Source organism: Solibacillus isronensis (genome assembly GCF_900168685.1).
Classification (GTDB): domain Bacteria; phylum Bacillota; class Bacilli; order Bacillales_A; family Planococcaceae; genus Solibacillus; species Solibacillus isronensis_A.
In genome coordinates, this window is record NZ_FVZN01000014.1 from 2,295,707 (window position 1) to 2,317,383 (window position 21,677).

Consider the following 21,677-nt stretch of genomic DNA (forward strand, 5'->3'; position numbering starts at 1 on the left):
TCCCAATTAATTTTTGGGAGCCGTTTTTATTATTGTACATCTGTATGGCGTGTTGAGTTTGGTGCGATATCCGGGTCTGTATTTACGCTATCCGGATCCGGATCTTCAGCAGCTAATACTTCTTCATCTACCATTTTATCTAATGGCAATGGTTCCTCACCTTCTGATGAAGCGGTTCCATCATCCATAACTGGTGGTTGTTTCGCTGTTTTCGCTTTTACTTTTTCAACAATTGAAGAAGATTGCTCTTTTAATTGAGTTGAAAGCTGTGCTGTCTTCTCCTTTGCCGTGCCAGAAAGCTCAATGCTCTTATCCTTTAATGTGACAGCTTGTACCGCAACATCATTACGCATTTCACTGCCTGTCTTCGGTGTAAGTAATAAAGCTGTCGCTACACCAACAATACCGCCTACCAATGCGCCGATAACAAAATCCTTAACGTGAATTTTTTCATCATCATAAATCGAATCATTTAATCGGTTATAATCATAGTTTACGCGTTTTTCTTCCATTTTAAAAACTCCCCCTTGTTATTGAATGTCATTTCCCTTTTACTTGCGTTTTAAGAAACCAAACTTTGACTTCTGGCCTAAATTTGGTGGTGTTTCATTTGTTTTAGTACTCGTATAAATAATATCTTCTTCATTAATCGGCTTGCGCTGACGCCATTGATCTGCAATCCCCATCGCTACATTACTCCATTGAACGACTTGCGCAATCTTGTCTTCATTTTTATGCACTTCTGTTGAAATCGATGTTGTAATACGTTGAACTGATGAATTCAAATTATTTACAGAATCCCCAACACCTTTTACAGCATGCATTACTGAATTTAACTTCTCCGATTTATCTGAAATATCATCTGCCAATGCATTTGTTTTTGTAAGCAGGCTTGTCGTCTCACGTGTAATGCCTTCCATTTGTCCTTCAATACCAGCAACCGTTCCCGCAATTGAATTTAATGTATTCTTAACAGAAAACAAAGTCATACCAATACTTATACATAAGACTAAAAATCCGATTGCAGCCACTAATGCCGCAATATAAAGTAATACTTCCATCAAATAAAACCTCCTCTATCTAGTTCCATTTATTACATTCGACAAAAATTGCGACAATCCTTTTACTAGAAAAGCATTTTTTCAGCAAAACCCTTACGAAATAGAAGCTTTTCCAACGTGAATATTGAAAATTTGTTATTTATTTATTCACTAAAGGTGAATGGCCATTTTGTCCATGCTTTCATATTCCCCAATCTCTTGATGAATAAAACCCTTTATGAATAGAAGTTCTATATTTATCCCGCATTAACTGAAAGCCCGATTGGTTTGAGTCAACACGATGTTGGTAATTTTAGGGTTTGTTAATCTTCTATTCAGTAAGGGATGAAGAAACCTCTAATTGATGTTTCACTTTATGTATGGAAAAACAGCTTATCCTTTAACTACTAGGTTAAGCTGTTTTTCAATTAGTTCAAAATTGCTTCAAAGGCATCTTGATATTTATGAACATCTCCCGCTCCCATAAACAGGAATACGGCATTTTCATGTTTTTTAAGTTGATCAACTGTTTCGATTGTTAAAACAGTACAGCCATCGATTAAGTTTGCTAAATCATGAATCGAAAGCTCTCCCTTTTTTTCGCGTGCTGAACCAAAAATATCACATAAGTAGGTTGCGTCGGCACCGCTCAAACTATCCGCAAAGTTTTGTAAAAATGCTTTAGTTCGAGTAAAGGTATGCGGCTGGAATACCGCTACAACTTCACGATCAGGATATTTTTGTCGCGCTGATTGCAAAGTTGCCGCAATTTCTGTTGGATGGTGTGCATAATCATCCACTAAAATCGCATTGCCCACTTTTGTTTCAGTAAAGCGACGTTTTACACCGCCATAAGTATTAAGGCGTTCTTGGATCAGTTTTGCTGGAACCCCTTCATAATGACACAGTGAAATTACCGCCAACGAGTTTAAAATCGTATGGTCACCGAATAGCGGGATAAAGAATTTACTGTAAAACTCATTACGTACATAAACATCAAATTCCGTACCTTCCGATGTTTTTACAATATTACGCGCTGAAAAATCATTAGCAGGATCAAAACCATAGTAGACAACTGGTACATTTGCTTGAATCTTCTGAAGCTGTTCATCATCTCCGCAAGCAATGATTGCTTTATTCACTTGTAAAGCCAGCTGTTGGAAAGCATCGTATACATCGTCAATGCTCGAGAAATAATCCGGATGATCAAAATCGATATTCGTCATGATTGCATAATCCGGATGATACGCTAAAAAGTGACGACGGTATTCACATGCTTCCATAACAAAATATGAAGCATCTTTTTTACCTGAACCAGTACCGTCACCGATTAAATACGATGTCGGCATATAACCGCCTACAACATGGCTCATTAAACCAGTCGTAGACGTTTTACCATGTGCACCTGTAATGGCAATAGAAGTATAGCGGTTGCTGTATTCACCTAAAAACTTATGGTAGCGAATGACCTCAACACCTAATTCGCGTGCACGCACTAATTCCGGATGATCATCATTAAATGCATTCCCTGCAATAACTGTTAAACCTTCTTTAATATTGTTTTCATCAAAATTTAAAATTTCTATTCCGCGGTCACGTAATGGCTGCTCCGTAAAATAGTATGTTTCATAGTCAGAACCTTGAACTTGCTCTCCTGCATCAAATAGAATTTGTGCCAGGGAACTCATGCCTGAACCTTTAATACCTGTAAAATGATAGCGTGTCATTATTTATAAAACCCTCCTAGGATACGAAGACCCCATTGAATTATCAATTTATTGTTTCAAAGTATGCCTACATTATAGCACTAAATACACGTTACGATAATTGAACGACAATTCTAATTTTTTTAATTGTTCAACTTGCTTGTGCTTTAGCCTCCGAATTGCTCAAACAGCTCTTCCTCTGTAATATATACATCTCTCGGTTTGCTTCCTTTTGGTTCTGAAACATAACCATGTCTCTCTAACATATCGATTAATCTAGCTGCTCGATTATAGCCAATATGATAACGGCGTTGTAAAAGTGATGTCGATGCTGAGCCTTGTTCATACACAAATCGGCATACCTCTTCAAACAACTCATCTTGTTCCTCTATTGTTTCTGAGCGTTTTAATAATTCTTCCTGTTTAAAAATATATTGTGGCTCGCCTTGTTCACGTACATACTCGATAATTTCTTCGATTTCATCATCCGTTACAAATGTACCTTGAATACGGGTTGGAGCCGACATTCCATTTCCTAAATATAGCATATCTCCGCGTCCCAGCAATCGTTCTGCACCCTGTGAATCCAAAATTGTGCGTGAGTCGATTTGTGAAGATACGGAAAAGGCGATACGCGTTGGAATATTGGACTTTATCAGACCAGTGATAACATCTACGGATGGGCGCTGTGTAGCAACAATTAAGTGTATTCCTGCAGCACGGGCCTTTTGCGTAATTCGTACAATGCTGTCTTCCACATCTTGTGGGGACATCATCATTAAATCAGCCAACTCATCGATGACAATTAATAAGTATGGAAGCTTCTGTGCATACATACCATTTGCATCACACATTTTATTATATGCTTCTATTTTACGTGCACCGCTGTGCATAAATAACTCATAACGTCTTTCCATTTCCTCTACTGCCCATTTTAACGCTGCAGTCGCCGCTTTAACATCTGTAATAACAGGGCTGACTAAATGCGGAATATGGTTAAATGGCGCAAGTTCTACCATTTTTGGATCAATCAGCATAAGCTTTAATTCATTCGGATTTGCTTTATACAGCAGGCTGACTAAAATCGAGTTAATACATACCGATTTACCCGATCCTGTCGCACCGGCGATCAGACCATGCGGCATTTTCCGTAGGTCGATTGTGACCGGCTTCCCTGTTAAATCCAAACCAAGTGCTGCCTCCAATGGTGAATCCGAATCTTTAAACGAAGCTGATTCTGTAACTTCTGAAAGACGAACCGAACGGGAAATCCGATTTGGAATCTCAATACCGATAGATCGTTTTCCCGGAATTGGCGCATCAATTCGAATATCCTTTGCAGCTAATGCCAATTTAATATCATCCGTTAAATTGCGGACTTTGCTTACCTTCGTCCCGTGCCCAACTGTAATTTCAAATTGTGTAACAGCCGGTCCTTGAACAATCGATTCAATTTGCGCCTGAACTTGGAAATGCGATAGTGCTTCCACTAAATTTTCGCCTTGTTCATCCATCCAGTCACGGTCTTCCACCATTTCCTCCGGCGGTACTAAGTATTCAAGAGGTGGTTTTACATAAGGTATTCTTTTAACTGGAGGTGCTTCTATTACGGTCTCAGCTTCCTCTGCTATCACTTCTTGAGTAGAATGTGCCTTTATGTTTACCGTTTCTTCAACAATTGGCTCTTCAACTTCTTTAACTGACGGAAGTTCTGTCACCTCTTGGATTTCCGGTACTTCTTGAACGTTCAACGTTTCCGGTACTTCTTCTACTACAGCTTCCGTAGTTGCGGCGACTTCTAATAACTCTTCTACTTTTTCAGGTATATCGGAATCACGTTCCAGCAAGCCAACTGATGTAGAAGTCGTTGTCCTCATCGTTTTCTCTTCATACTGATTAGTCGGCTCATGCTTCACAACTTGCTCGTTAAACGTAATGATTTCAGTATTTTCCTGTACTTGTCGTACTTCATTCTGAGATAACTGAATCTCTTGTTTAACAGTTTCTACATCATCATTCTTATCATGTTGCACTAAATCCTCTTGTTCAGTATGAATTTCAATAGACTCTTCAACCGGTTTAATAATATCTTCTTGCTTTACTTCGTCTAGTTTATTTTTTTTACTTTGCATGCTTAACTGCTGTTCAACAAATTGCTTCGTCATCAGTTTTTGCTTGTCTGACTTCAGCATCACCACATTAAAAGGAACACGGCTTCTCGTACTGATTGGCTGTACTGAATCCGTTTCTTTCTTCTTCTCTTCAATTACAACAGCTTCTTCAGATGGAGGCATTTGCTCCACATTTAATTGACCGATGTGTATCGTCGAATTTTCAATCGTTACATGCTTTACTTGTACATCATTGATTGTTTCTGCAACGGAAGATTCTTCTTTTACAGGTTCTTCCGCTTCCTCTTCATCTTCTATTTCAATAACTGCTTCTGTCCGTTGTTCAAGTACCTCTTCTTCCATCGGCTGCTTGTCTTCTTCAACAGATTCGCTGTTTTCGCCTGAAATCAATTCTTCTTGCACAGGTTCAAATTCTGTTTCAAGTGGTTCAGTTTGTGCAACTTCTACTTCTGAATCCAGTGGTTCAGTTTGTGCAATTTCTACTGAAAATTCAGGCTCATGTATTTCTTGTTCATAATTTGTTACAGCTTGTTCTTCTTCCTCATTTGTTTGTACAACAACCGGTTCAGTCGGCCGTTCTGCCGTTTCATTATGTTGTGGTTCAATTATTGATGTATGTTCGTGCTCTTCTTTTTTAAACTTTTCATCCTGCTGCTTTTCAATTAATTTTTCAATTGATGACGGCTTTTTAAAACCATGCACAGGCGACGGAACATCTGTAGGAATAAAACGCTTCCTAATTTCGATCGGTTTTAAAATTTGTTTATTTTCAGTTCTTTCACCGCGTACTGGCTTGTTGTGGCGTATCGCTTCACGTTCTTCTTTTAAATTCGGTAAGCGGCGAACAGGATCTCTTGTATGCACGATATTAGTGTGGCCTTTCCCTTTACGGCGACGCTCCAGTAAATCTCGTATACCGGAAACTTCGACATCATATACTTCCTTGGCTGTATGCTTTTGCAAATAATTTGGTAATGTCAGTTTTTCCTTCTCATCATCATAAAAGCGCGTCGTTTGTCGCTGCTCATTATCTTGCTTAGCTGTTTCCTCATAATCATCTTCTATTAGAGGAAATCGGAATGCTTTTTTCGGCGCATCAGGTTCTTCATAATAATTTTGTTGCGCTTGTGATTGTTTTGTTTGATCTATTTCATCTGACTTTGGAGATTCTTCATACTCATCATATTCTTCCTCTGAATCCATATTAAATAGTTTATTAAATTTATTTTTAATCCAACTCATAAATACCACTTCTTTCCTTAAAAACATTGCCGTACAAATTCCACTATTTGCAACGGTCTTTATTCTTATTTAAATTGCTGTGTATAAATAATATACACCTCAAAAGCATATCATATTTGCCGGGTAAATGCGCTTTGTCGCTGATATTTTTAAGGATAAAAAAAAGTTAGTATGAGAGACTCAGCTCAACATACTAACTTTTCGTACTTATTAACGAGTTGTAACCTCGAATGGGCTTCCTACTTCTGCAGAATCATCCAGTACTAAAATACCTTTCACTTCAGGTGCGCCTGGAATTGCTAGTTCACGAGCTGAGCAAAGCATACCGAATGAATCTTCACCACGCAAGTTTCCTTCTTTGATCAATAAACCAGAAGGCATAACAGCGCCAACTTTAGCTACAACTACTTTTTGGCCAGCGTCTACATTCGGTGCTCCACATACAATCTGTAATGTTTCATCCCCGATGTTTACTTTACAAACACTTAGTTTATCTGCATTTGGATGCTTTTCTTTTGTTTCAACATAGCCAACTACAAATTTTGGTGAGAAGTCTACATCTAGAGAAATTTCTGCCCCGTTTGCTTTTAGAGCCGTTTCTATTTTCTCTACTAGTTCCGGTGTTACTTCCACATTCCCTGCAACATCCAGCTCTACGTACTTGCTGGCATTAAAAAGGTTAAATGCTTTTACTTCACCAGTTGTCTCTTCTTTTAAAATGGCTACATCGCCAGCGCGATCCATCGCTGTTTTTACGATTGGCTCCATTGATAATTGAACTAATAGGACATCTCCTACATGTGCTTTGTTGTATGCTACTTTCATTTTTCTTCTTGCTCCTTTTTTACTTTGTTTTTCGCTAAAATAAATATTGGTTCTAAATGACCGTTTTCATATACAAATGACAAGCTCGTAATCGGAACCGCGCCAACTGTAAAGAAATGCATCGTCATCTGCGCTAATACATCATACCCTACTTCATTCCGAATATCACCAATAATTAATACATCCTGATGTGGGACAGATACCGTCATTTCGCCTTCAATTTGACTTTCCATTTCCTTTAAAAAGCTTTCGTTTAAAATACGGCTTGCATCATAACCGTCATTCTGATTTAAAAAATAATAAACATTGCCTGAAACTTCATCACGTTTAACAGAAGTCGGCAATTTTTTTACAGAAAAGCGGGCTGCTTCGCGTATATGCTCCTCTGTTACATTTAATTTCGGCAACATTGATTCATCAATTAAACGATAAGTTGTACCTAAATCGAGTGCATAATAAATACGTGTTTCTGCTGTATGATCTGTCATGACAAATGCATGGCCATCATTCGACTTTTTAGGGAAAGATGTTGAGCGGATAATCGGATAAACAGAAGCAAGACCGGCAAAGCCCTGTTCTTCTTCCCGTTGCATCGCTAAAAATGTTTGCTCAATCGTATAAATCACTTCATCAATTGCCTGCTGTTTTTTCTTTTCGTACTTCGTTAAAATTTCGGGTAAAGAGATATCCATCCCTCGTCCAATTTTTTTATGTTCAAGACGCAATTTATCATGCTTTTCATCGAATGTGAATGTAAAGTTTGCCTCACCTAATTTAGTCTTCAGTTCAGCTACTAACTGTTTCGATTCCATTCAACCACTCCTTTATCTAATCAAAAACGGCTCACAAATGTGAACCGTTCCATTTACTTCATCTATTGTAACAAAAAAGCTATGTGATTACTTTACTCAACGCCTCAACTAGTTAACCACTTTCACAGTTTTCACAATTTCCATCATTTCCTGGATTTTATCGTCAATTTTTTTATCCTCGGAAATAGTTGACAGCTTAACGCCGCCTAAATTAACGATCAGCTCATATTTCTCTTCAGGAAATTTAGTGACAGCAGAAAATCCGAATTGGCCATCCGATTCGAATGTTTTCTCTTCAACAATTTCATTTTTGTTTTCCTGCTTTAACAAGTCATACTGTAACCGACTGTCTTCCGGTTCATTTTGATTGACGAATAATATATAGGAATCTTTACCGTTCAGAATCGTATAATTCAGTTCATCGATTCCTTTTTCAATACTATAACCTTTTGGTAAGTACAGCTCTATATGTCCAATCGTTTTGTTTGCTTCGTTCGGTTCGCTGCTAAACATTGTTTCAGCATTTTGCATCCCTGCTTGTGCCTGTTCTTCGACTGTTTGACTGCATGCTGATAATATAACAACAATTGAAGTAAGCAAAAACGCATGTATCCATTTACGACTCATTGTTTTCCCTCTCTTTCAAACGTTCCATCAGTATCATAATAATTTTCCGAGCCGTAATGCAACGAATGTGCTCTACATCCTGTCCTATTGCTCTTTATTTATTTTAAACAAGATTTGACCGACTAATAACTTAACAATATGTTCAAACATTTCTTTTCGGTCGATTAAATTATTTGAGAAAATACCAATTGCTCCTTGATGATGACGAATATTTTCACTATCTGTATAGACGTCCATCACCGGTCCAAGTTCCTTGCCCATACGAAGCTCCTGTGCAATTTCTTCCGGTAAGGCAAATTGAGCTCCTGAGCTGGCAATGACTGTCCCATCTTTTAAAACAGCTGCCCCCCAGTTACAGCAATACATTGTTCCTTCGATTTCATCGACGCCACCTTCAAGTCCAAATGTTATATCCGCGTTTGTAAGCATCATTGTGTGACGTGCACGGTTGATCGCACCTTGTCTCGTTTCTTCATTTGAGAAGGGCTGAATCGATACATCTGAAGGTACTTCCATATTTTCGATTGTGGCTTTAGGGAAATACTGGTTGACAATTGCTTCAACAGCACCTAATTTCGCCTTATTTTTCGATCCGACTGCTACTCTCATTATTTCATCTCCAAGCTATTCGTTTTTAAACGGTCTATACCTAAAAAATTGGTTTACCGATTTTTATGTAAGTCACGTTAGACCTATTGTCCGCAACTAAAAAACAAGAATGCGATAAATTCGCATCCTTGTATTATAATATAATCTCGAATTTTTTTATACGTTTGCGCGAATAGATTCGATTGTAGAACGGTCGGCAGTTTGAATTAATTTTACTAAAAGTTCTTTAGCAGCTGCATAGTCATCTACATGAATAATCGAAGCAGATGTGTGAATATAACGTGAGCAAACCCCGATTACAGCTGAAGGAATGCCGTCATTTTGAGTGTGTACACGTCCTGCGTCTGTACCACCTTGAGAGACGAAATATTGGTATGGTATATTGTTTGATTCTGCTGTATCCAGCACGAATTCACGCATACCACGGTGTGTAACCATTGAACGGTCTAAAATTCGGAGTAATGTACCTTTCCCTAGTTGACCGAATTCATTTTTATCGCCAGATGTATCATTCGCCGGTGATGCATCCAATGCAAAAAACAGATCAGGTTTAATCATATTTGATGAAACCGCTGCACCGCGTAAACCGACTTCTTCCATAACATTCGCTCCAGAATAAATATGGCTCTTCACTTCTTGACCGTGAATCTCTTTTAATAGTTCGATTGCTAAACCACATCCGTAGCGGTTATCCCAAGCTTTTGCCATAATTTTTTTCGGATTGGCCATCGGTGTGAATGGACATACAGGAATAATCGATTGCCCTGGACGTACACCTAAATTCATCGCATTTTCTTTGGAATCTGCTCCGATATCGATCAGCATATTTTTAATTTCCATCGGTTTTGAACGTTCCGCATCTGTTAATAAGTGCGGTGGAATTGATGCAATAACACCCGGAATTTCACGGTCTTTTGTATAAACCGTAACGCGTTGTGCCAGCATAACCTGATTCCACCAGCCGCCAAGTGTTTGGAAACGGATCATGCCGTTTTCAGTAATGGAAGTAACCATAAAAGCGACTTCATCCATATGGCCAGCGACTAATATTTTTGGCGCTTGTTCATCTTTTGCTTTACGCACACCGAATACGCCGCCTAAATTATCCTGGATCACTTCATCAGAATATTTCGCTAATTCCGAGCGCATAAAATTGCGGACTGCACGCTCATTCCCTGGTGCACCAGGAAGTTCTGTTAATGTTTTAAAAAGAGCAAGTGTATCTTGATTCATTCTGCAACACCTCTAAATGTAGATTTGCCTTCATTATACCACAAATTGCAAGCAATATTTCGACTTTCGAACCTTCTATTATTTTTACTCTATTTTCAGAATATGATAAAGTAAATGTAGTCACTATTTTGAGGAGGTATTTTGAAATGAATTTAAAAGACTTTACAATAGGGGTTGTAACAGGGATGGCAGCTGCTGTCATTGTTAAAGAAATGAGCAATCGTGTCGCACCATTTGCGAATCCAGATCATATTTTAGCTAACATCAAAGATGAATTTAAAAAACATGCACCAATTGATGGTTCTTGGATTTACATGAAAACTGAAAACTTCAGTAATGGCTTTACAGAAACTCCGGTCTACCGTGGAGGTATTTCACGTACAATCAACGGCGAGCTTGAAAATTACGAGTTCGCAGCAGATGCCCGTTCCGGTGCCATTGTAGATATTAAACAAATATAATGTAAAGGATGCGATGACGTAATTTTAGTCATCGTATTTTTTATAAGCTAAAAGTACTCAACCGATAATAAAAGCACCTGCATCGAAAATCATGCAGGTGCTTTCGTGTTTACTTAATTAATGCCGGTTTCGAACGTTCCAGGCTGTCTCTTACTTCCTTGCCTGTTGCATCCCACTGAATCATGCGGTAATACGCATCATGGTAGAAGATAAAGCGGTAGCCATTTGACAGCGCTTCTTTCATTAGCTTTTCCTTCGCAAATACGCTTGTCATCGGGTAATCATCATATGCCAATACCCAAAGCGGATTTTGGTGAGCATGTGTCGGCATAATATCCGCCATATGTAGCGCCACTTCACCATTTTGCTCAAGGCGAACAATCGCATGTCCTTCACTATGGCCGCCCGTATGGATCATTTTTAAGCCTGGAGCTACTTCCAGCTCCCCTTCATATGTTGATACTAAATGCTGTACAGGCTCCCAGTTTTCTTTCCAGTACGTATTTTTTGAACGAATATTTGGATTGCGCATCTCATCCCATTCAATTTGTGTCGTGTGAATAACTGCATTCGGGAAAACCGGAACAAGCTTGTCCCCTTCCCACTTCGTTAAACCGCCAGCATGATCAAAATGTAGATGTGTCATTAAAATTGCATCAATATCACTTGGCTGTAATCCAACTTCAGCTAAACTTTTTTCAATTGTTGATTCTTCGGAAACACCAAAATTGCGCAGTTGCTTTTCATTTAGCTTACCGGCACCTACACCAGAATCGATTAAATAATTTTTCCCCTCGTATTGAATTAAAATTGGTTCACATGCTAATTCAATTTGGTTCAATTCATTTACCGGATATTTACGAGACCACAGTGCTTTTGGCACTACCCCAAACATAGCTCCGCCATCCAGTGCTGTGACACCCCCATGTAACCAAGTCAGTGTCATGTTGTGAAATTCAAATCGATCCATTTCTTCATCCCCCTAAATCGTTATTATTTCGTCTTGTATTGGCATTCTAGTCGATATATTGGCTGACCGAGCTTCGAGAATTTCTCCTCGTATTCTGTCATAATATTATCTTCCGGCATATTCGCATGTAAGTCTAGCGATACATAGTTTAATGCCATACCATACTCGTTCATACTTACGAGTGAATATTCAAAAAGACCACGGTTATCCGTTTTAAAATGGATTTCACCGTTATCAACTAAAATGTTCTCATAAATTTTCAGGAAACCTTCATGTGTAAGTCGACGCTTTGCATGTCGCGTTTTTGGCCATGGATCCGAGAAGTTCAGATATACACGGTCCACATCCCCTTTTTCGAAAAACTCTTCCAGCTTCGCGCCATCAACTTTTAACAAACGTAAATTCGATGGTTTATTTTCTGCTTCGATTTTTTCAAGGGCACATACGATAACACTATCAAATAATTCAATACCGATATAGTTAATATCCGGATTTTGCAGTGCCATCCCTAAAACGAATTGCCCTTTACCCGTACCAACTTCAATATGAATCGGGTTATCGTTGCCGAATGCTTCATTCCACTTGCCTTTATAATCTTCCGGGTTTGGAATAATTACATCAGGATGTTGTTGAATATATTCCGCTGCCCATGGTTTATGCTTTAATCTCACTTACTTATCCTCTTTTCTATTGTGTAGCTGCCTCATATTATAACGGAAAATAGCTTCATTTGCTTTTATTTTGCTAAATTCCATGCTTTTTTCTGAACGGTTATTTCAATTTTATTTTGACCGGGTGTTAATTTTTGGGTTTCCCCGTCTGCATGTGCCATGACCGGTTCCTCAAAAATCAACTGTGCATCCGTTGCTGCAAACTGTTCGACTTCCTTCAAAAGTGTATGCTTCCCTAAAAAGACTGTTCCAAAAAGGAATAATAATTTCCATTTCGATAAATTGGAAACGACTGTCAGTTCAAGCTGGCCATCGGATGTATCCGATTCTGGAGATATCTTCATTCCCCCTCCAAAATAAGGCTGATTGCTCGCAGTTACAAACCATACATTTTGATATTGCCTCTTTTTCCCTGGTTGAACTATCGTAAGCTTAAACGGTTTATATGTAAAAAGAGCGTGAATGACATAATAAGGATAGCTCAGCTTCCCAAGTTTCCATTTATTAAGAGACTTTTTCAGTGTTGAATTGTTTGCAATGTTTGCCACTAATGCATCAAACCCAACACCAAAATTATTAATAAAGTATTTGGTAGTCCCGCCTTGGTTTACTACCCCGCAGTCATGTGAAGTACTATTTACTCTGTTTACAAATTGTTCTAACTGTTTGCTCGTTTTGAATGCTTGATACCCCCTGGCAAAATCATTGCCAGAGCCCGCAGAAATTGCACCTAAATAGACATTTTCAAAATGTACTGCACCATTCAGTACTTCGTGAATCGTCCCATCACCGCCAATAGCAATTAGACAGACCAGGTTTTCCTTTGTTGCTCGTCCGGCAATTTCCTTTGCCAGCAGCAGAGAATGTCCTTCGTATTTTGTCCAATGGATTTGATACGGGATCGCCAACTGCTGTTCAAACTGATGCCAACGTTTAACCCCCTGCCCGTTACCCGCATAAGGATTAATTATAAAATGCACTTCCATTATTTAATCTTCCTTATTTTCCGTATTCCAAATATCCCGATGAAAAGATGTTGTTTGCACAGTATTTAAAATCGCTTGTGCGCCACGTATTTGCATATGCTTCATCGGTGAAACGGAACGCGCTAATTGGCCCATCCATTCGGGGAATTTCCGTTTATCCACAAATGAAACACCATACATTGTTCCGGGATAATCAATGTAGCCATTTCTTGTTAACAACACTTTGCGAATCGGAAGTTCAATATGGTTTTGCTGAAAAATCTGCTCGATAACTTTTTCCATTCGGTTTAATTGAATTAAAGGACTTAACACTTTCTTTTCATTTTTTCCGACCTTCTTTAACCAGAAGCGTTCGCTATTTGCGATATATACCGCCTGGCTTTCCTGTTCCAAAACCGTGATACATAGACATTCTGTCGGTGTCATTATAATAATATCCAATTCTATCGGCGCTTTTTTCACACGTAAAATCGGATAATAGAATACTAAGTAATTGTCCGGCAATGTTTGGAGCATGGAACGCAATAATGTATCACGCATAAATTTTGGATCTACATAAGATTTTTCACGTAATGTCGAGCTTGCCCATTTCATTTGAAAATGAAAAAACTGATCGATGAACATTTTCTTAAGTTCTTCCAATGTTTTTGGCGTATAGACAAGATTCGGTTCAAAGATCAGCGTCGTATCGTCTTCCTGATATGGATTTTCTTCTACTGCCCAATCGTTGGAAATCGTCACTTTTTCTATATCTTCTTGTTCTTCTTCGATTACTTCTACTTCTTTTTTGAAAGGGAAAAGTTTCTGAAACAGTGATTTTTTCTTCTCTTCCTTTACTTCTTCCTCTATATGTTCCCAACGTTCAATTGCTTCACCCGTCTGCCATTGATACTTTATTCGCTCCCACTGATTTTGCTTTAAGCGAATAAACTGCGTTGGATAGCGTGCCAAGTCAATTTCGTATCGTGAAATATAATCTTGAAGTTTTATTAACTGAGCCATTTTATCTACTCCCTAAGTTCTTTCCTAATCTTCATTACGTTACATTTTACAGGTTATCCGCAAAAAAAAATAGCGCATTGCCGATAAGCAAGGTGCTATTTTTAAATTAAGGTTTATAAAATTTCCCCATAACATCAGGGTTGATTTTCATTCCGGGTCGGACGCTTTCCGTGGGCACGAGGCCAACACGATGTTGGTCACAAAAGCGTTGCCACAGGACGTGGCGTTCTTAGCTTTTGTTCCTTGTAATCTCACTCGGTGCTCCTGTCGCTTCGCTTTCGTCGCAAAATAAATTTTGCTATTCCCGCAGGAGTCGCCTTCCCTCCATTCCAATCAACTTGTTCGCAATAAATTTTTTGCTTATTAATATAATAATAAGTCGTACTAAATTACGCTTTAATCCCTTTAGGAATTTTTGTTTCAAATTGTGCTTGTAATTTACGTGTCCATTCACCCGGTGTACCGTTGCCGATAACTGTACCGTCAATTTCAATAACCGGTGTTACTTCTGATGTTGTTGAAGAAACGATTACTTCATCCATAGTGAGCAGCTGCTCTTTCGTCATTGCCTGTTCGTTAACAGTAAGACCGATTTCCGCTGCACATTTAATAATTACTTGACGTGTAATACCATTTAAAATGAGATTATTGGCAGGGTGTGTATATAGTACGCCTTCTTTAACTCCGTAAATGTTTGAAGATGAACCTTCCGTAATGATTTCATCACGGTGTAAAATTGCTTCATAGCAGCCTTTTTCATATGCTTCCTGTTTTGCAAGAACAGCCCCAAGTAAGTTAAGTGATTTAATATCACAACGCAACCAGCGAATATCTTCCACGAATGTAGCTTTTACACCTTTTTCAAAGTTTTCTAATGGGCGTGGATTTTCTTTCGCATTCCCTGTAATTACAGGTTTCACATCATCGCCAGGGAAAATGTGGTTACGAGGGCCGGCACCACGTGTAATTTGGAAGTAAACATGACCTGTGTCGATATTGTTTGCTTCAACAAGTTGATGCAGTAATTGGTGTAATTTATCTTTTGTATAAGGGATCGTTATGCGGATTTTTTCAGCACTGTCATAAAAACGGTCAATATGCTCAGTCGCTGTAAATAGTTCCCCATTATAAACCTTCACTACTTCATACACACCGTCGCCAAATTGATAGCCGCGGTCTTCCTTGTCCACCAATACTTCTTCATTTTTTACAATTTGATCATTCCATAAACTAAAGCTCATCTCAAATACCACCTTTATATTAGTTAGTTGCTAAATTTACGATTGCTTCTGCATAAATGGCAGTCGCTTTTATCAAGTTATCAATATCAACAAATTCATCGGCCTGATGGGCAACATCTAGTTCGCCTGGGAACAGCATACCGAATGCGACCCCTTTTTTCATAACACGTGCATATGTCCCTCCGCCAGTTGAAAGTGGCTTCGAGTAGTCATTGCTGTATTTGCGATATACTTGCAGCAATGTTTGAATCAATTCATCTTCCTCGCTCACATAATGCGGAACTGAATTGCTCACTACATCTAATGTAAATGCTTCATGCTGTAGTAATGCCTGTGCTTTCGTTATTTTTTCTTCAAACGGATACGTTACCGAATAGCGCATACTTACTTCAATTGAAGCACCACGCTTATCAAAAGTTACGATTCCAGGATTTAATGTAGTCGGTCCTGACATTGCATCCTCAAATTGGAAGTCCAGTGCTGTTCCAAAATGGTCGTTGTCAAACATACGGACAATAAAATCGATAAACGACTTACTTTGTTTTGTCTCTACAAATTTTTGTAAAAATTTCGCTAAATAAACCGCTGCATTTCTTCCTTTTTCCGGTTCCATTGCATGGGCTGATTTACCTTTCACAACAATTATAATCCCATTATCGTTATTAGTGAAAGTACCTTCAACGTCATTTTCTTTTAAATATTTCAGAAAATTCTCACTTGTGCTTTTTTCGGCATATTTTAAAGTAGCGGTTGCTTCATCCGGCACCATATTTGTTCTGCTACCTGCATAGAATGACAGTAATTGCTCATCGCCTGATCGCTTTTCTTTACTAGAGAACGTTAAATGAGCAATACCTTTTTCAGCGTTGATTAGCGGAAAATCTGCATCAGGTGCAAAACCAATTGTCGGCATTTCCTCTTTTTCGAAGTAGCGCGTTACACATTGGAATCCGCTTTCTTCATCTGTACCAATAATCATACGTACACGTTTTTTCAAAGGGATTTTCGCATCGTGGATCAGTTTCATTGCCAGCCAAGCCGCCATTGTCGGACCTTTGTCATCAATTGCACCACGACCAAATAATTTTCCATCTGCGACTTGTCCTTTAAACGGAGGATATGTCCAGCTTGCAACATCTCCGGCAGGCACTACATCTACATGGCAAAGTACACCAACAAGTTCTTCACCTTGCCCCATTTCAATATGACCGGCCATATGATCCACGTTTTTTGTAGTCATCCCTTGCTCTATACCTTTTTGAAGCATAAATTCCAATGCTGCTTTCGGACCAGCACCGAAAGGCATTATATCAGAAAAATTATTTACATCTTTTACACTTTCTATTTGAATCAATTGCTGTAATTCTTGAATAAGCTCTTCTTTTCTTGCCTGAGCCAGTTGTAACCAATCCATTAATACACCTCATTTTTATAATATTGTTATTGTACTCCTTCTCGTTAAAATTACAATAATCATTTGACAAATACATTACAACCTATATTTCTAGGAATATTAAATATATGAATTTTCTGTAAAAATAGTGTTTTTCGTCTCTCATTTCTGGAAATCTGTTTGGTTTTCCGCTATAATGTATGTGTCAGAACATCTATTCTGACCAAACTTTCAGAAAAGGGGATGTCTAAGGCAAACTACTAAAGCCTAAGTGCACTCCGCACATATTTTGTCGTCCGCTAGTCTTATGCCATGAGAATTTAAGATCGAAGGAGTGGTTTTTAGAAATGAAGCCAACTACTGATAGAATGCTTAATCGTATTAAAGACGTGTATATGTTTATCCTGAATAAAGGAGAAGTGACTACACAGGATTTAGTCGAAGAGTTTAACATCACTCCTCGCACCATTCAAAGAGATTTGAATGTGTTAGCCTTCAATGACTTGGTAATGAGTCCAAGTCGGGGTAAATGGACAACGACGAAGAAAAAAGTAAAAATGACATCTTAGAATTTTGAAAGCGGCTGATTCTTATTTTGTGAGAAAGGACTAATTGTCCCAACATAACGTAAGGTGTCGATCAGTTACACATGAAATATTATGAACATTGCTGTGCCAGCAAGCGTTCACTTAGTTCTTGACACATAGAACTAAAAGAAGCGAATGCCTTTTCGTCGGGGCATTCGCTTTTCCTTTGTTTATTATTTTGTCGCTAAAAGATCAAGTTCCTGTTCTGTCAGCTCGCGGTATTCACCTAATGCCAACTCTTCATCAAGCTGCAATGTACCCATTGACAGACGTTTTAAATACGTAACCTTCTTGCCTACCGCCTCAAACATGCGCTTCACTTGATGGAATTTCCCTTCTTGGATCATCAGCTCAATTTCCGATTGCTCGCCAGACACTAATATTTTTAATTCTCCCGGCTTTGTATGATAACCATCTTCCAATGTTACACCTTGAGCAAATGCTTCGATATCGGCTTCTGTTACTACCCCGTCAATTTTGGCGTAATACCATTTTGGGACATGCTTTTTAGGAGAAAGCAGATTATGTGCTAAATTACCGTCATTTGTAATTAGCAGCAGTCCTTCCGTATCTTTATCCAAACGTCCGACTGGGAATGGCTCAAAGTGCTGATAAGCCGGATCGAGTAAATCAATGACCGTTTGATCGTAGCGGTCTTCTGTTGCAGAAATGACGCCCGGTGGTTTATTCATCATTAAATAAATAAACTCCACATATTCCACACGCTCGCCAAATACTGAAACATTTTGTTTTTCAGGATTCACATGCATTGCTGAGTCTTTTACTGTAACACCGTCCACTGTTACAGCTTTTTGCTTTAATAATAGTTTAACTTCTTTTCTTGAGCCGTAGCCCATATTAGCCAGTAATTTATCTAAACGCATATAGTCCTCCATGAAAAAAGGGGACGCCTTTTAATGGAGACGTCCTCATTTTTATTTTACTAATCTTAATTTACGTGCAATCTTTGTAAATTTTTCACCTAATAATAATTGGGCTAACCCTAGTCTATAAGAAATCGCGCCATAAAAAATAGCTCCGACCCCTGCACAAATAATTGCATATAGAAGTGCCAACATTTTCGTATCAGCCGGTGAAATCGCTGTTAAAATAATATGTGTAATCCATACCGCTAAAGCCATTACAATAGTCAAAATAATAATTAATAGAATACGTCGTAAAACAACAGTCGCATTGTAATTTGTCACTTTCTTTAAGACAAAAATATTAATTGCGATTGTCGCTCCATAACCAAGTGCTGTCGCTAAAATAGCTCCATCAACCGACATTAGATGAATAAGCGGTATAGTTAGTATCGTCTTTGTAAGCAAGCCGACAAGTAAACTGAAGATTACCCACTTTTGGTAATTGACCCCTTGTAACATAGCAGCTGTTACTGAAAATAAAGCAAAGAAAATCGCAAGCGGTGCGTAGTGGCTTAATACTTGTGTACCCATTTCGCTGAAGGAATAGAAGAAATGATATAAATCTTCCGCCAAAATCGAAATTCCGATCGCTGCCGGTACAGTAATAAACAACAGCACTTGGTACGTTTTATCCATCGCACTATGTACTTGACGCAAATTACCTTCCGTATAGAATTTCGTTACCGTCGGAATGATTGCCATTGAAAAGCCTGTCGCCAAAACAACAGGTATCATAACGATTTTTTGTGTTAACAAATTAAGCATTGTAAAATACGGTTCATAAATTTCCGCCGGTACTCCACTTGCGCTCATCGCACGGTTAAATGTCAGCAAATCGATAAGCTGGAATAACGATCCTCCCAATCCGACAAAAACAACAGGAATCGAATATTTGAATATCTCTTTGTACATATCCGAATAAGGAAGTCTTTGTTCTTTCGGTGCTACAACCTGAACAGCTTTAATCTCAGGACGCAGCTTTTTCCAGAAATAAAACAAGGTCAAAAGTCCGCCAAGCGCTCCAATAAATGCGGCAAACACCGAGAAATTAATTGCGGTAATTTCATCACCGTCCATAACTTTGACAACGAGGAATGCCCCACCGAGTAAAAAGACAATGCGCACAATCTGTTCGACTAACTGAGAAACAGATGTCGGCAAATAATGTCCGTATCCTTGCAAGTATCCACGTACTAAACTCATAAAAGGCACAACAATTAATGCATAGCTCACCCATTTGATAACGTTCGCAACTTGCTCCACAGTAAATGTCTGTTCTTCACTGTCAATTACTATATTTGCAAGCGGTGTTGCAAGCAGATTCATTAAAATAAACGCTACAATTCCTGTAAGCGTCATCAGTAAAGCACCTGTTTTTACTAGTCTGCGTCCGGCATCAAAATCCCCGAGCGCATTATATTTCGATACGAATTTTGATACTGCAATCGGCAGTCCCGCAATGGCAACACTTAACATAATGTTATAAGGAATGTAGGCGTAATTGTATAAAGCAATATTATCTTCACCTACAATTGCGTAAAACGGGAAAATATAAATTAACCCTAAAAGCTTTGATAGAAACAATCCAATTGTTAATATGGCTGTTCCTTTCATTAATGAAGACATGAAATAACCTACCGTTCTATATGAAATTCTCTCAGTATAACAATTTCCTTACAATACGAGTTCGTAAAGCAAGTTATTTATTTACATTATTTAACTTCCTTCTTGTGACGGTACTCTCATTAAAAAGTTCCCGTACATTTCCTTTTACAAGTTTACATGTGAAAGTCCATTTACTCAAATAGTTTCTTCACTTCGTGTATAATAAGTAAGAGAAAAATCCGTTGAACGAAAAAATTATGGCAAAAGAAAGTGAGAAATTATCTATGTATGATGTAATTGTAATAGGAGGCGGTCCATCAGGATTGATGGCAGCAATCGCCGCAGCCGAGCAAAACAAAAAAGTGCTCCTTCTTGAAAAAGGCTCAAAACTTGGAAAGAAATTGGCCATATCAGGCGGTGGCCGTTGTAACGTAACAAATCGACTATCAGCGGAAGAAATCATTAAACATATTCCCGGCAATGGACGCTTTTTATATAGCCCCTTTACCGTTTATAATAATGAAGATATTATTGCGTTTTTTGAAGGACTTGGTGTGGCATTAAAGGAAGAAGATCACGGGCGTATGTTCCCTGTATCCAACCGCGCACAAGATGTCGTTGATGCGCTTGTCAATGAAATGAAACGATTAAAAGTAGAAGTCCGTTTACACACGGCCGTTAATAAATTGCTCATGGATGACGAAAAAATATATGGTGTGCGTTTGGAGAGCGGTGAAGAAATCCGTACACATGCAGTTGTTGTAGCAGTCGGTGGTAAGGCTGTTCCTCAAACAGGGTCAACTGGAGACGGTTATCCGTGGGCAGAACATGCAGGTCACACGGTTACTACGCTTTATCCGACAGAAGTGCCGGTGACATCAAAGGAACCATTCATTCAATCGCGTGAGCTACAAGGGCTGGCATTACGCGATGCCGCTGTTTCTGTCCTGAATAAAAAAGGAAAAGTTCTTGTAACACATCAGATGGATATGCTGTTTACTCATTTCGGTTTAAGCGGTCCTGCTATTTTACGCTGCAGCCAGTTTATTGTAAAAGAGCAGCTGAAATCAGGCAGCGCACCCGTACAAGTTCGAATTCACTCATTACCAGAGTATAACGAAGAAACATGCTTCCAAATGTTAAATAAAACAATTAAGGAAGAACCGAAAAAAGCGGTGAAAAACTTATGGAAATCACTTGTTCCAGAACGATGGCTTCTATTTTTAATGGAGCGCGCAAGTATTGACGCACAGTTAACAGGCATAGAATTATCTCAGGAGAAGATTCGCAACTTTGCACGTGAGCTTGTCGCATTTACGATGGACGTTCACGGTACCCAACCGATCGAAAAGGCATTTGTTACAGGGGGCGGTGTTTCGGTAAAAGAAATAGAACCAAAAACAATGGCCTCCAAGAAAAAACAGGGACTCTACTTCTGTGGTGAGATTTTGGATATTCACGGTTATACAGGGGGTTATAATATTACTTCTGCGCTCGTAACAGGAAGAATTGCGGGTATGAGTGCGGGTCAACAGTAACGTTTCTGATTTTAATCGTAAAAATACTAGAACTGCTCATCATTCCCTAGTATCATAAGAGGTATGTACAC

General features: G+C 38.7%; 20 protein-coding genes. 3 read left to right on the plus strand and 17 right to left on the minus strand.

Features of this window, described 5'->3' with window-relative positions; genetic code table 11:
- Window positions 1-29 precede the first annotated feature (29 nt).
- The 9 genes from B5473_RS20100 to B5473_RS20140 all read right to left on the minus strand — a co-directional run bounded on the left by B5473_RS20100 (window position 30) and on the right by B5473_RS20140 (window position 10,226).
- The gene (locus B5473_RS20100) at window positions 30-512 is read right to left on the minus strand and encodes a YtxH domain-containing protein (protein ID WP_079528524.1); all 483 of its coding nucleotides are present in this window, start codon (window positions 510-512) and stop codon (window positions 30-32) included.
- 39 nt (window positions 513-551) lie between these two features.
- Complete coding sequence (locus tag B5473_RS20105) at window positions 552-1,061, minus strand: DUF948 domain-containing protein (RefSeq protein WP_079528527.1); 510 nt, start codon at window positions 1,059-1,061, stop codon at window positions 552-554.
- Window positions 1,062-1,468: 407 nt separating this feature from the next.
- A complete protein-coding gene (murC, locus tag B5473_RS20110) occupies window positions 1,469-2,767 on the minus strand; it encodes a UDP-N-acetylmuramate--L-alanine ligase (protein WP_079528529.1) in 1,299 nt (432 codons plus the stop codon).
- A gap of 146 nt (window positions 2,768-2,913) precedes the next feature.
- Window positions 2,914-6,120, minus strand: a complete 3,207-nt coding sequence (locus tag B5473_RS20115; protein ID WP_079528531.1) for a DNA translocase FtsK — start codon at window positions 6,118-6,120, stop codon at window positions 2,914-2,916.
- Window positions 6,121-6,330: 210 nt separating this feature from the next.
- Complete coding sequence (ytpR, locus tag B5473_RS20120; RefSeq protein ID WP_079528533.1) at window positions 6,331-6,945, minus strand: YtpR family tRNA-binding protein; 615 nt, start codon at window positions 6,943-6,945, stop codon at window positions 6,331-6,333.
- Window positions 6,942-7,757: a DUF1444 domain-containing protein gene (locus B5473_RS20125; RefSeq protein WP_079528535.1), complete on the minus strand. Its 816-nt coding sequence runs from the start codon at window positions 7,755-7,757 to the stop codon at window positions 6,942-6,944. Before B5473_RS20125 ends, ytpR begins: the two co-directional genes overlap by 4 nt.
- A 108-nt stretch (window positions 7,758-7,865) precedes the next feature.
- A complete protein-coding gene (locus tag B5473_RS20130) occupies window positions 7,866-8,384 on the minus strand; it encodes a hypothetical protein (protein WP_079528537.1) in 519 nt (172 codons plus the stop codon).
- 84 nt (window positions 8,385-8,468) lie between these two features.
- Window positions 8,469-8,993, minus strand: coding sequence for a DUF84 family protein (locus B5473_RS20135; protein WP_176142109.1), 525 nt, complete (start codon window positions 8,991-8,993; stop codon window positions 8,469-8,471).
- 156 nt (window positions 8,994-9,149) lie between these two features.
- Entirely contained in the window at window positions 9,150-10,226 is a 1,077-nt protein-coding gene (locus B5473_RS20140; protein WP_079528540.1) for a M42 family metallopeptidase, read from the minus strand.
- A gap of 146 nt (window positions 10,227-10,372) precedes the next feature.
- Between B5473_RS20140 and B5473_RS20145 the strand changes: the two genes are divergently transcribed.
- Window positions 10,373-10,687 (plus strand): peptidase M4, encoded by a 315-nt coding sequence (locus tag B5473_RS20145; protein WP_079528542.1) that lies wholly within the window; start codon window positions 10,373-10,375, stop codon window positions 10,685-10,687.
- A 109-nt stretch (window positions 10,688-10,796) separates the two neighbouring features.
- Here B5473_RS20145 and B5473_RS20150 read toward each other — a convergent pair whose 3' ends face one another.
- The 6 genes from B5473_RS20150 to pepV form a co-directional block, all read right to left on the minus strand.
- Window positions 10,797-11,657 (minus strand): YtnP family quorum-quenching lactonase, encoded by an 861-nt coding sequence (locus B5473_RS20150; RefSeq protein ID WP_079528545.1) that lies wholly within the window; start codon window positions 11,655-11,657, stop codon window positions 10,797-10,799.
- A 23-nt stretch (window positions 11,658-11,680) separates the two neighbouring features.
- Entirely contained in the window at window positions 11,681-12,328 is a 648-nt protein-coding gene (gene trmB / locus B5473_RS20155; RefSeq protein ID WP_079528548.1) for a tRNA (guanosine(46)-N7)-methyltransferase TrmB, read from the minus strand.
- Between the two features lie 65 nt (window positions 12,329-12,393).
- Window positions 12,394-13,314: a diacylglycerol/lipid kinase family protein gene (locus B5473_RS20160; RefSeq protein WP_079528550.1), complete on the minus strand. Its 921-nt coding sequence runs from the start codon at window positions 13,312-13,314 to the stop codon at window positions 12,394-12,396.
- 3 nt (window positions 13,315-13,317) lie between these two features.
- Complete coding sequence (locus B5473_RS20165) at window positions 13,318-14,316, minus strand: nuclease-related domain-containing protein (RefSeq protein WP_079528553.1); 999 nt, start codon at window positions 14,314-14,316, stop codon at window positions 13,318-13,320.
- 389 nt (window positions 14,317-14,705) lie between these two features.
- Window positions 14,706-15,557 carry a D-amino-acid transaminase gene (dat, locus tag B5473_RS20170; RefSeq protein ID WP_079528555.1) on the minus strand — a complete coding sequence of 284 codons (852 nt, stop codon included), beginning with the start codon at window positions 15,555-15,557 and terminating at the stop codon, window positions 14,706-14,708.
- Window positions 15,558-15,576: 19 nt separating this feature from the next.
- The gene (pepV, locus tag B5473_RS20175; RefSeq protein WP_079528557.1) at window positions 15,577-16,971 is read right to left on the minus strand and encodes a dipeptidase PepV; all 1,395 of its coding nucleotides are present in this window, start codon (window positions 16,969-16,971) and stop codon (window positions 15,577-15,579) included.
- Between the two features lie 326 nt (window positions 16,972-17,297).
- Here pepV and B5473_RS20180 point away from each other — a divergent pair, with 326 nt between their 5' ends.
- Window positions 17,298-17,519, plus strand: coding sequence for a DeoR family transcriptional regulator (locus tag B5473_RS20180; RefSeq protein ID WP_008408196.1), 222 nt, complete (start codon window positions 17,298-17,300; stop codon window positions 17,517-17,519).
- Window positions 17,520-17,710: 191 nt separating this feature from the next.
- On the opposite strand, the gene B5473_RS20185 is transcribed toward B5473_RS20180, so the two are convergent.
- Complete coding sequence (locus B5473_RS20185; protein WP_079528560.1) at window positions 17,711-18,421, minus strand: pseudouridine synthase; 711 nt, start codon at window positions 18,419-18,421, stop codon at window positions 17,711-17,713.
- Window positions 18,422-18,472: 51 nt separating this feature from the next.
- Window positions 18,473-20,089 carry a putative polysaccharide biosynthesis protein gene (locus B5473_RS20190; RefSeq protein ID WP_079528562.1) on the minus strand — a complete coding sequence of 539 codons (1,617 nt, stop codon included), beginning with the start codon at window positions 20,087-20,089 and terminating at the stop codon, window positions 18,473-18,475.
- Between the two features lie 263 nt (window positions 20,090-20,352).
- Here B5473_RS20190 and B5473_RS20195 point away from each other — a divergent pair, with 263 nt between their 5' ends.
- Window positions 20,353-21,606: an NAD(P)/FAD-dependent oxidoreductase gene (locus B5473_RS20195; protein WP_176142147.1), complete on the plus strand. Its 1,254-nt coding sequence runs from the start codon at window positions 20,353-20,355 to the stop codon at window positions 21,604-21,606.
- The last annotated feature ends 71 nt before the right edge of the window (window positions 21,607-21,677 follow it).

Bases quoted from the DNA above. Each gene is read 5' to 3' on its own strand.
- B5473_RS20100 (WP_079528524.1), bottom strand. From the start codon at position 512: ATGGAAGAAAAACGCGTAAACTATGATTATAACCGATTAAATGATTCG.
- ytpR (WP_079528533.1), bottom strand. From the start codon at position 6,945: ATGAAAGTAGCATACAACAAAGCACATGTAGGAGATGTCCTATTAGTT.
- pepV (WP_079528557.1), bottom strand. From the start codon at position 16,971: ATGGATTGGTTACAACTGGCTCAGGCAAGAAAAGAAGAGCTTATTCAA.
- B5473_RS20195 (WP_176142147.1), top strand. From the start codon at position 20,353: ATGTATGATGTAATTGTAATAGGAGGCGGTCCATCAGGATTGATGGCA.
- B5473_RS20190 (WP_079528562.1), bottom strand. From the start codon at position 20,089: ATGTCTTCATTAATGAAAGGAACAGCCATATTAACAATTGGATTGTTT.
- B5473_RS20145 (WP_079528542.1), top strand. From the start codon at position 10,373: ATGAATTTAAAAGACTTTACAATAGGGGTTGTAACAGGGATGGCAGCT.
- B5473_RS20140 (WP_079528540.1), bottom strand. From the start codon at position 10,226: ATGAATCAAGATACACTTGCTCTTTTTAAAACATTAACAGAACTTCCT.
- B5473_RS20135 (WP_176142109.1), bottom strand. From the start codon at position 8,993: ATGAGAGTAGCAGTCGGATCGAAAAATAAGGCGAAATTAGGTGCTGTT.
- B5473_RS20115 (WP_079528531.1), bottom strand. From the start codon at position 6,120: ATGAGTTGGATTAAAAATAAATTTAATAAACTATTTAATATGGATTCA.
- B5473_RS20180 (WP_008408196.1), top strand. From the start codon at position 17,298: ATGAAGCCAACTACTGATAGAATGCTTAATCGTATTAAAGACGTGTAT.
- B5473_RS20160 (WP_079528550.1), bottom strand. From the start codon at position 13,314: ATGGAAGTGCATTTTATAATTAATCCTTATGCGGGTAACGGGCAGGGG.
- B5473_RS20185 (WP_079528560.1), bottom strand. From the start codon at position 18,421: ATGCGTTTAGATAAATTACTGGCTAATATGGGCTACGGCTCAAGAAAA.
- B5473_RS20165 (WP_079528553.1), bottom strand. From the start codon at position 14,316: ATGGCTCAGTTAATAAAACTTCAAGATTATATTTCACGATACGAAATT.
- murC (WP_079528529.1), bottom strand. From the start codon at position 2,767: ATGACACGCTATCATTTTACAGGTATTAAAGGTTCAGGCATGAGTTCC.
- B5473_RS20125 (WP_079528535.1), bottom strand. From the start codon at position 7,757: ATGGAATCGAAACAGTTAGTAGCTGAACTGAAGACTAAATTAGGTGAG.
- B5473_RS20150 (WP_079528545.1), bottom strand. From the start codon at position 11,657: ATGGATCGATTTGAATTTCACAACATGACACTGACTTGGTTACATGGG.
- dat (WP_079528555.1), bottom strand. From the start codon at position 15,557: ATGAGCTTTAGTTTATGGAATGATCAAATTGTAAAAAATGAAGAAGTA.
- B5473_RS20130 (WP_079528537.1), bottom strand. From the start codon at position 8,384: ATGAGTCGTAAATGGATACATGCGTTTTTGCTTACTTCAATTGTTGTT.
- B5473_RS20105 (WP_079528527.1), bottom strand. From the start codon at position 1,061: ATGGAAGTATTACTTTATATTGCGGCATTAGTGGCTGCAATCGGATTT.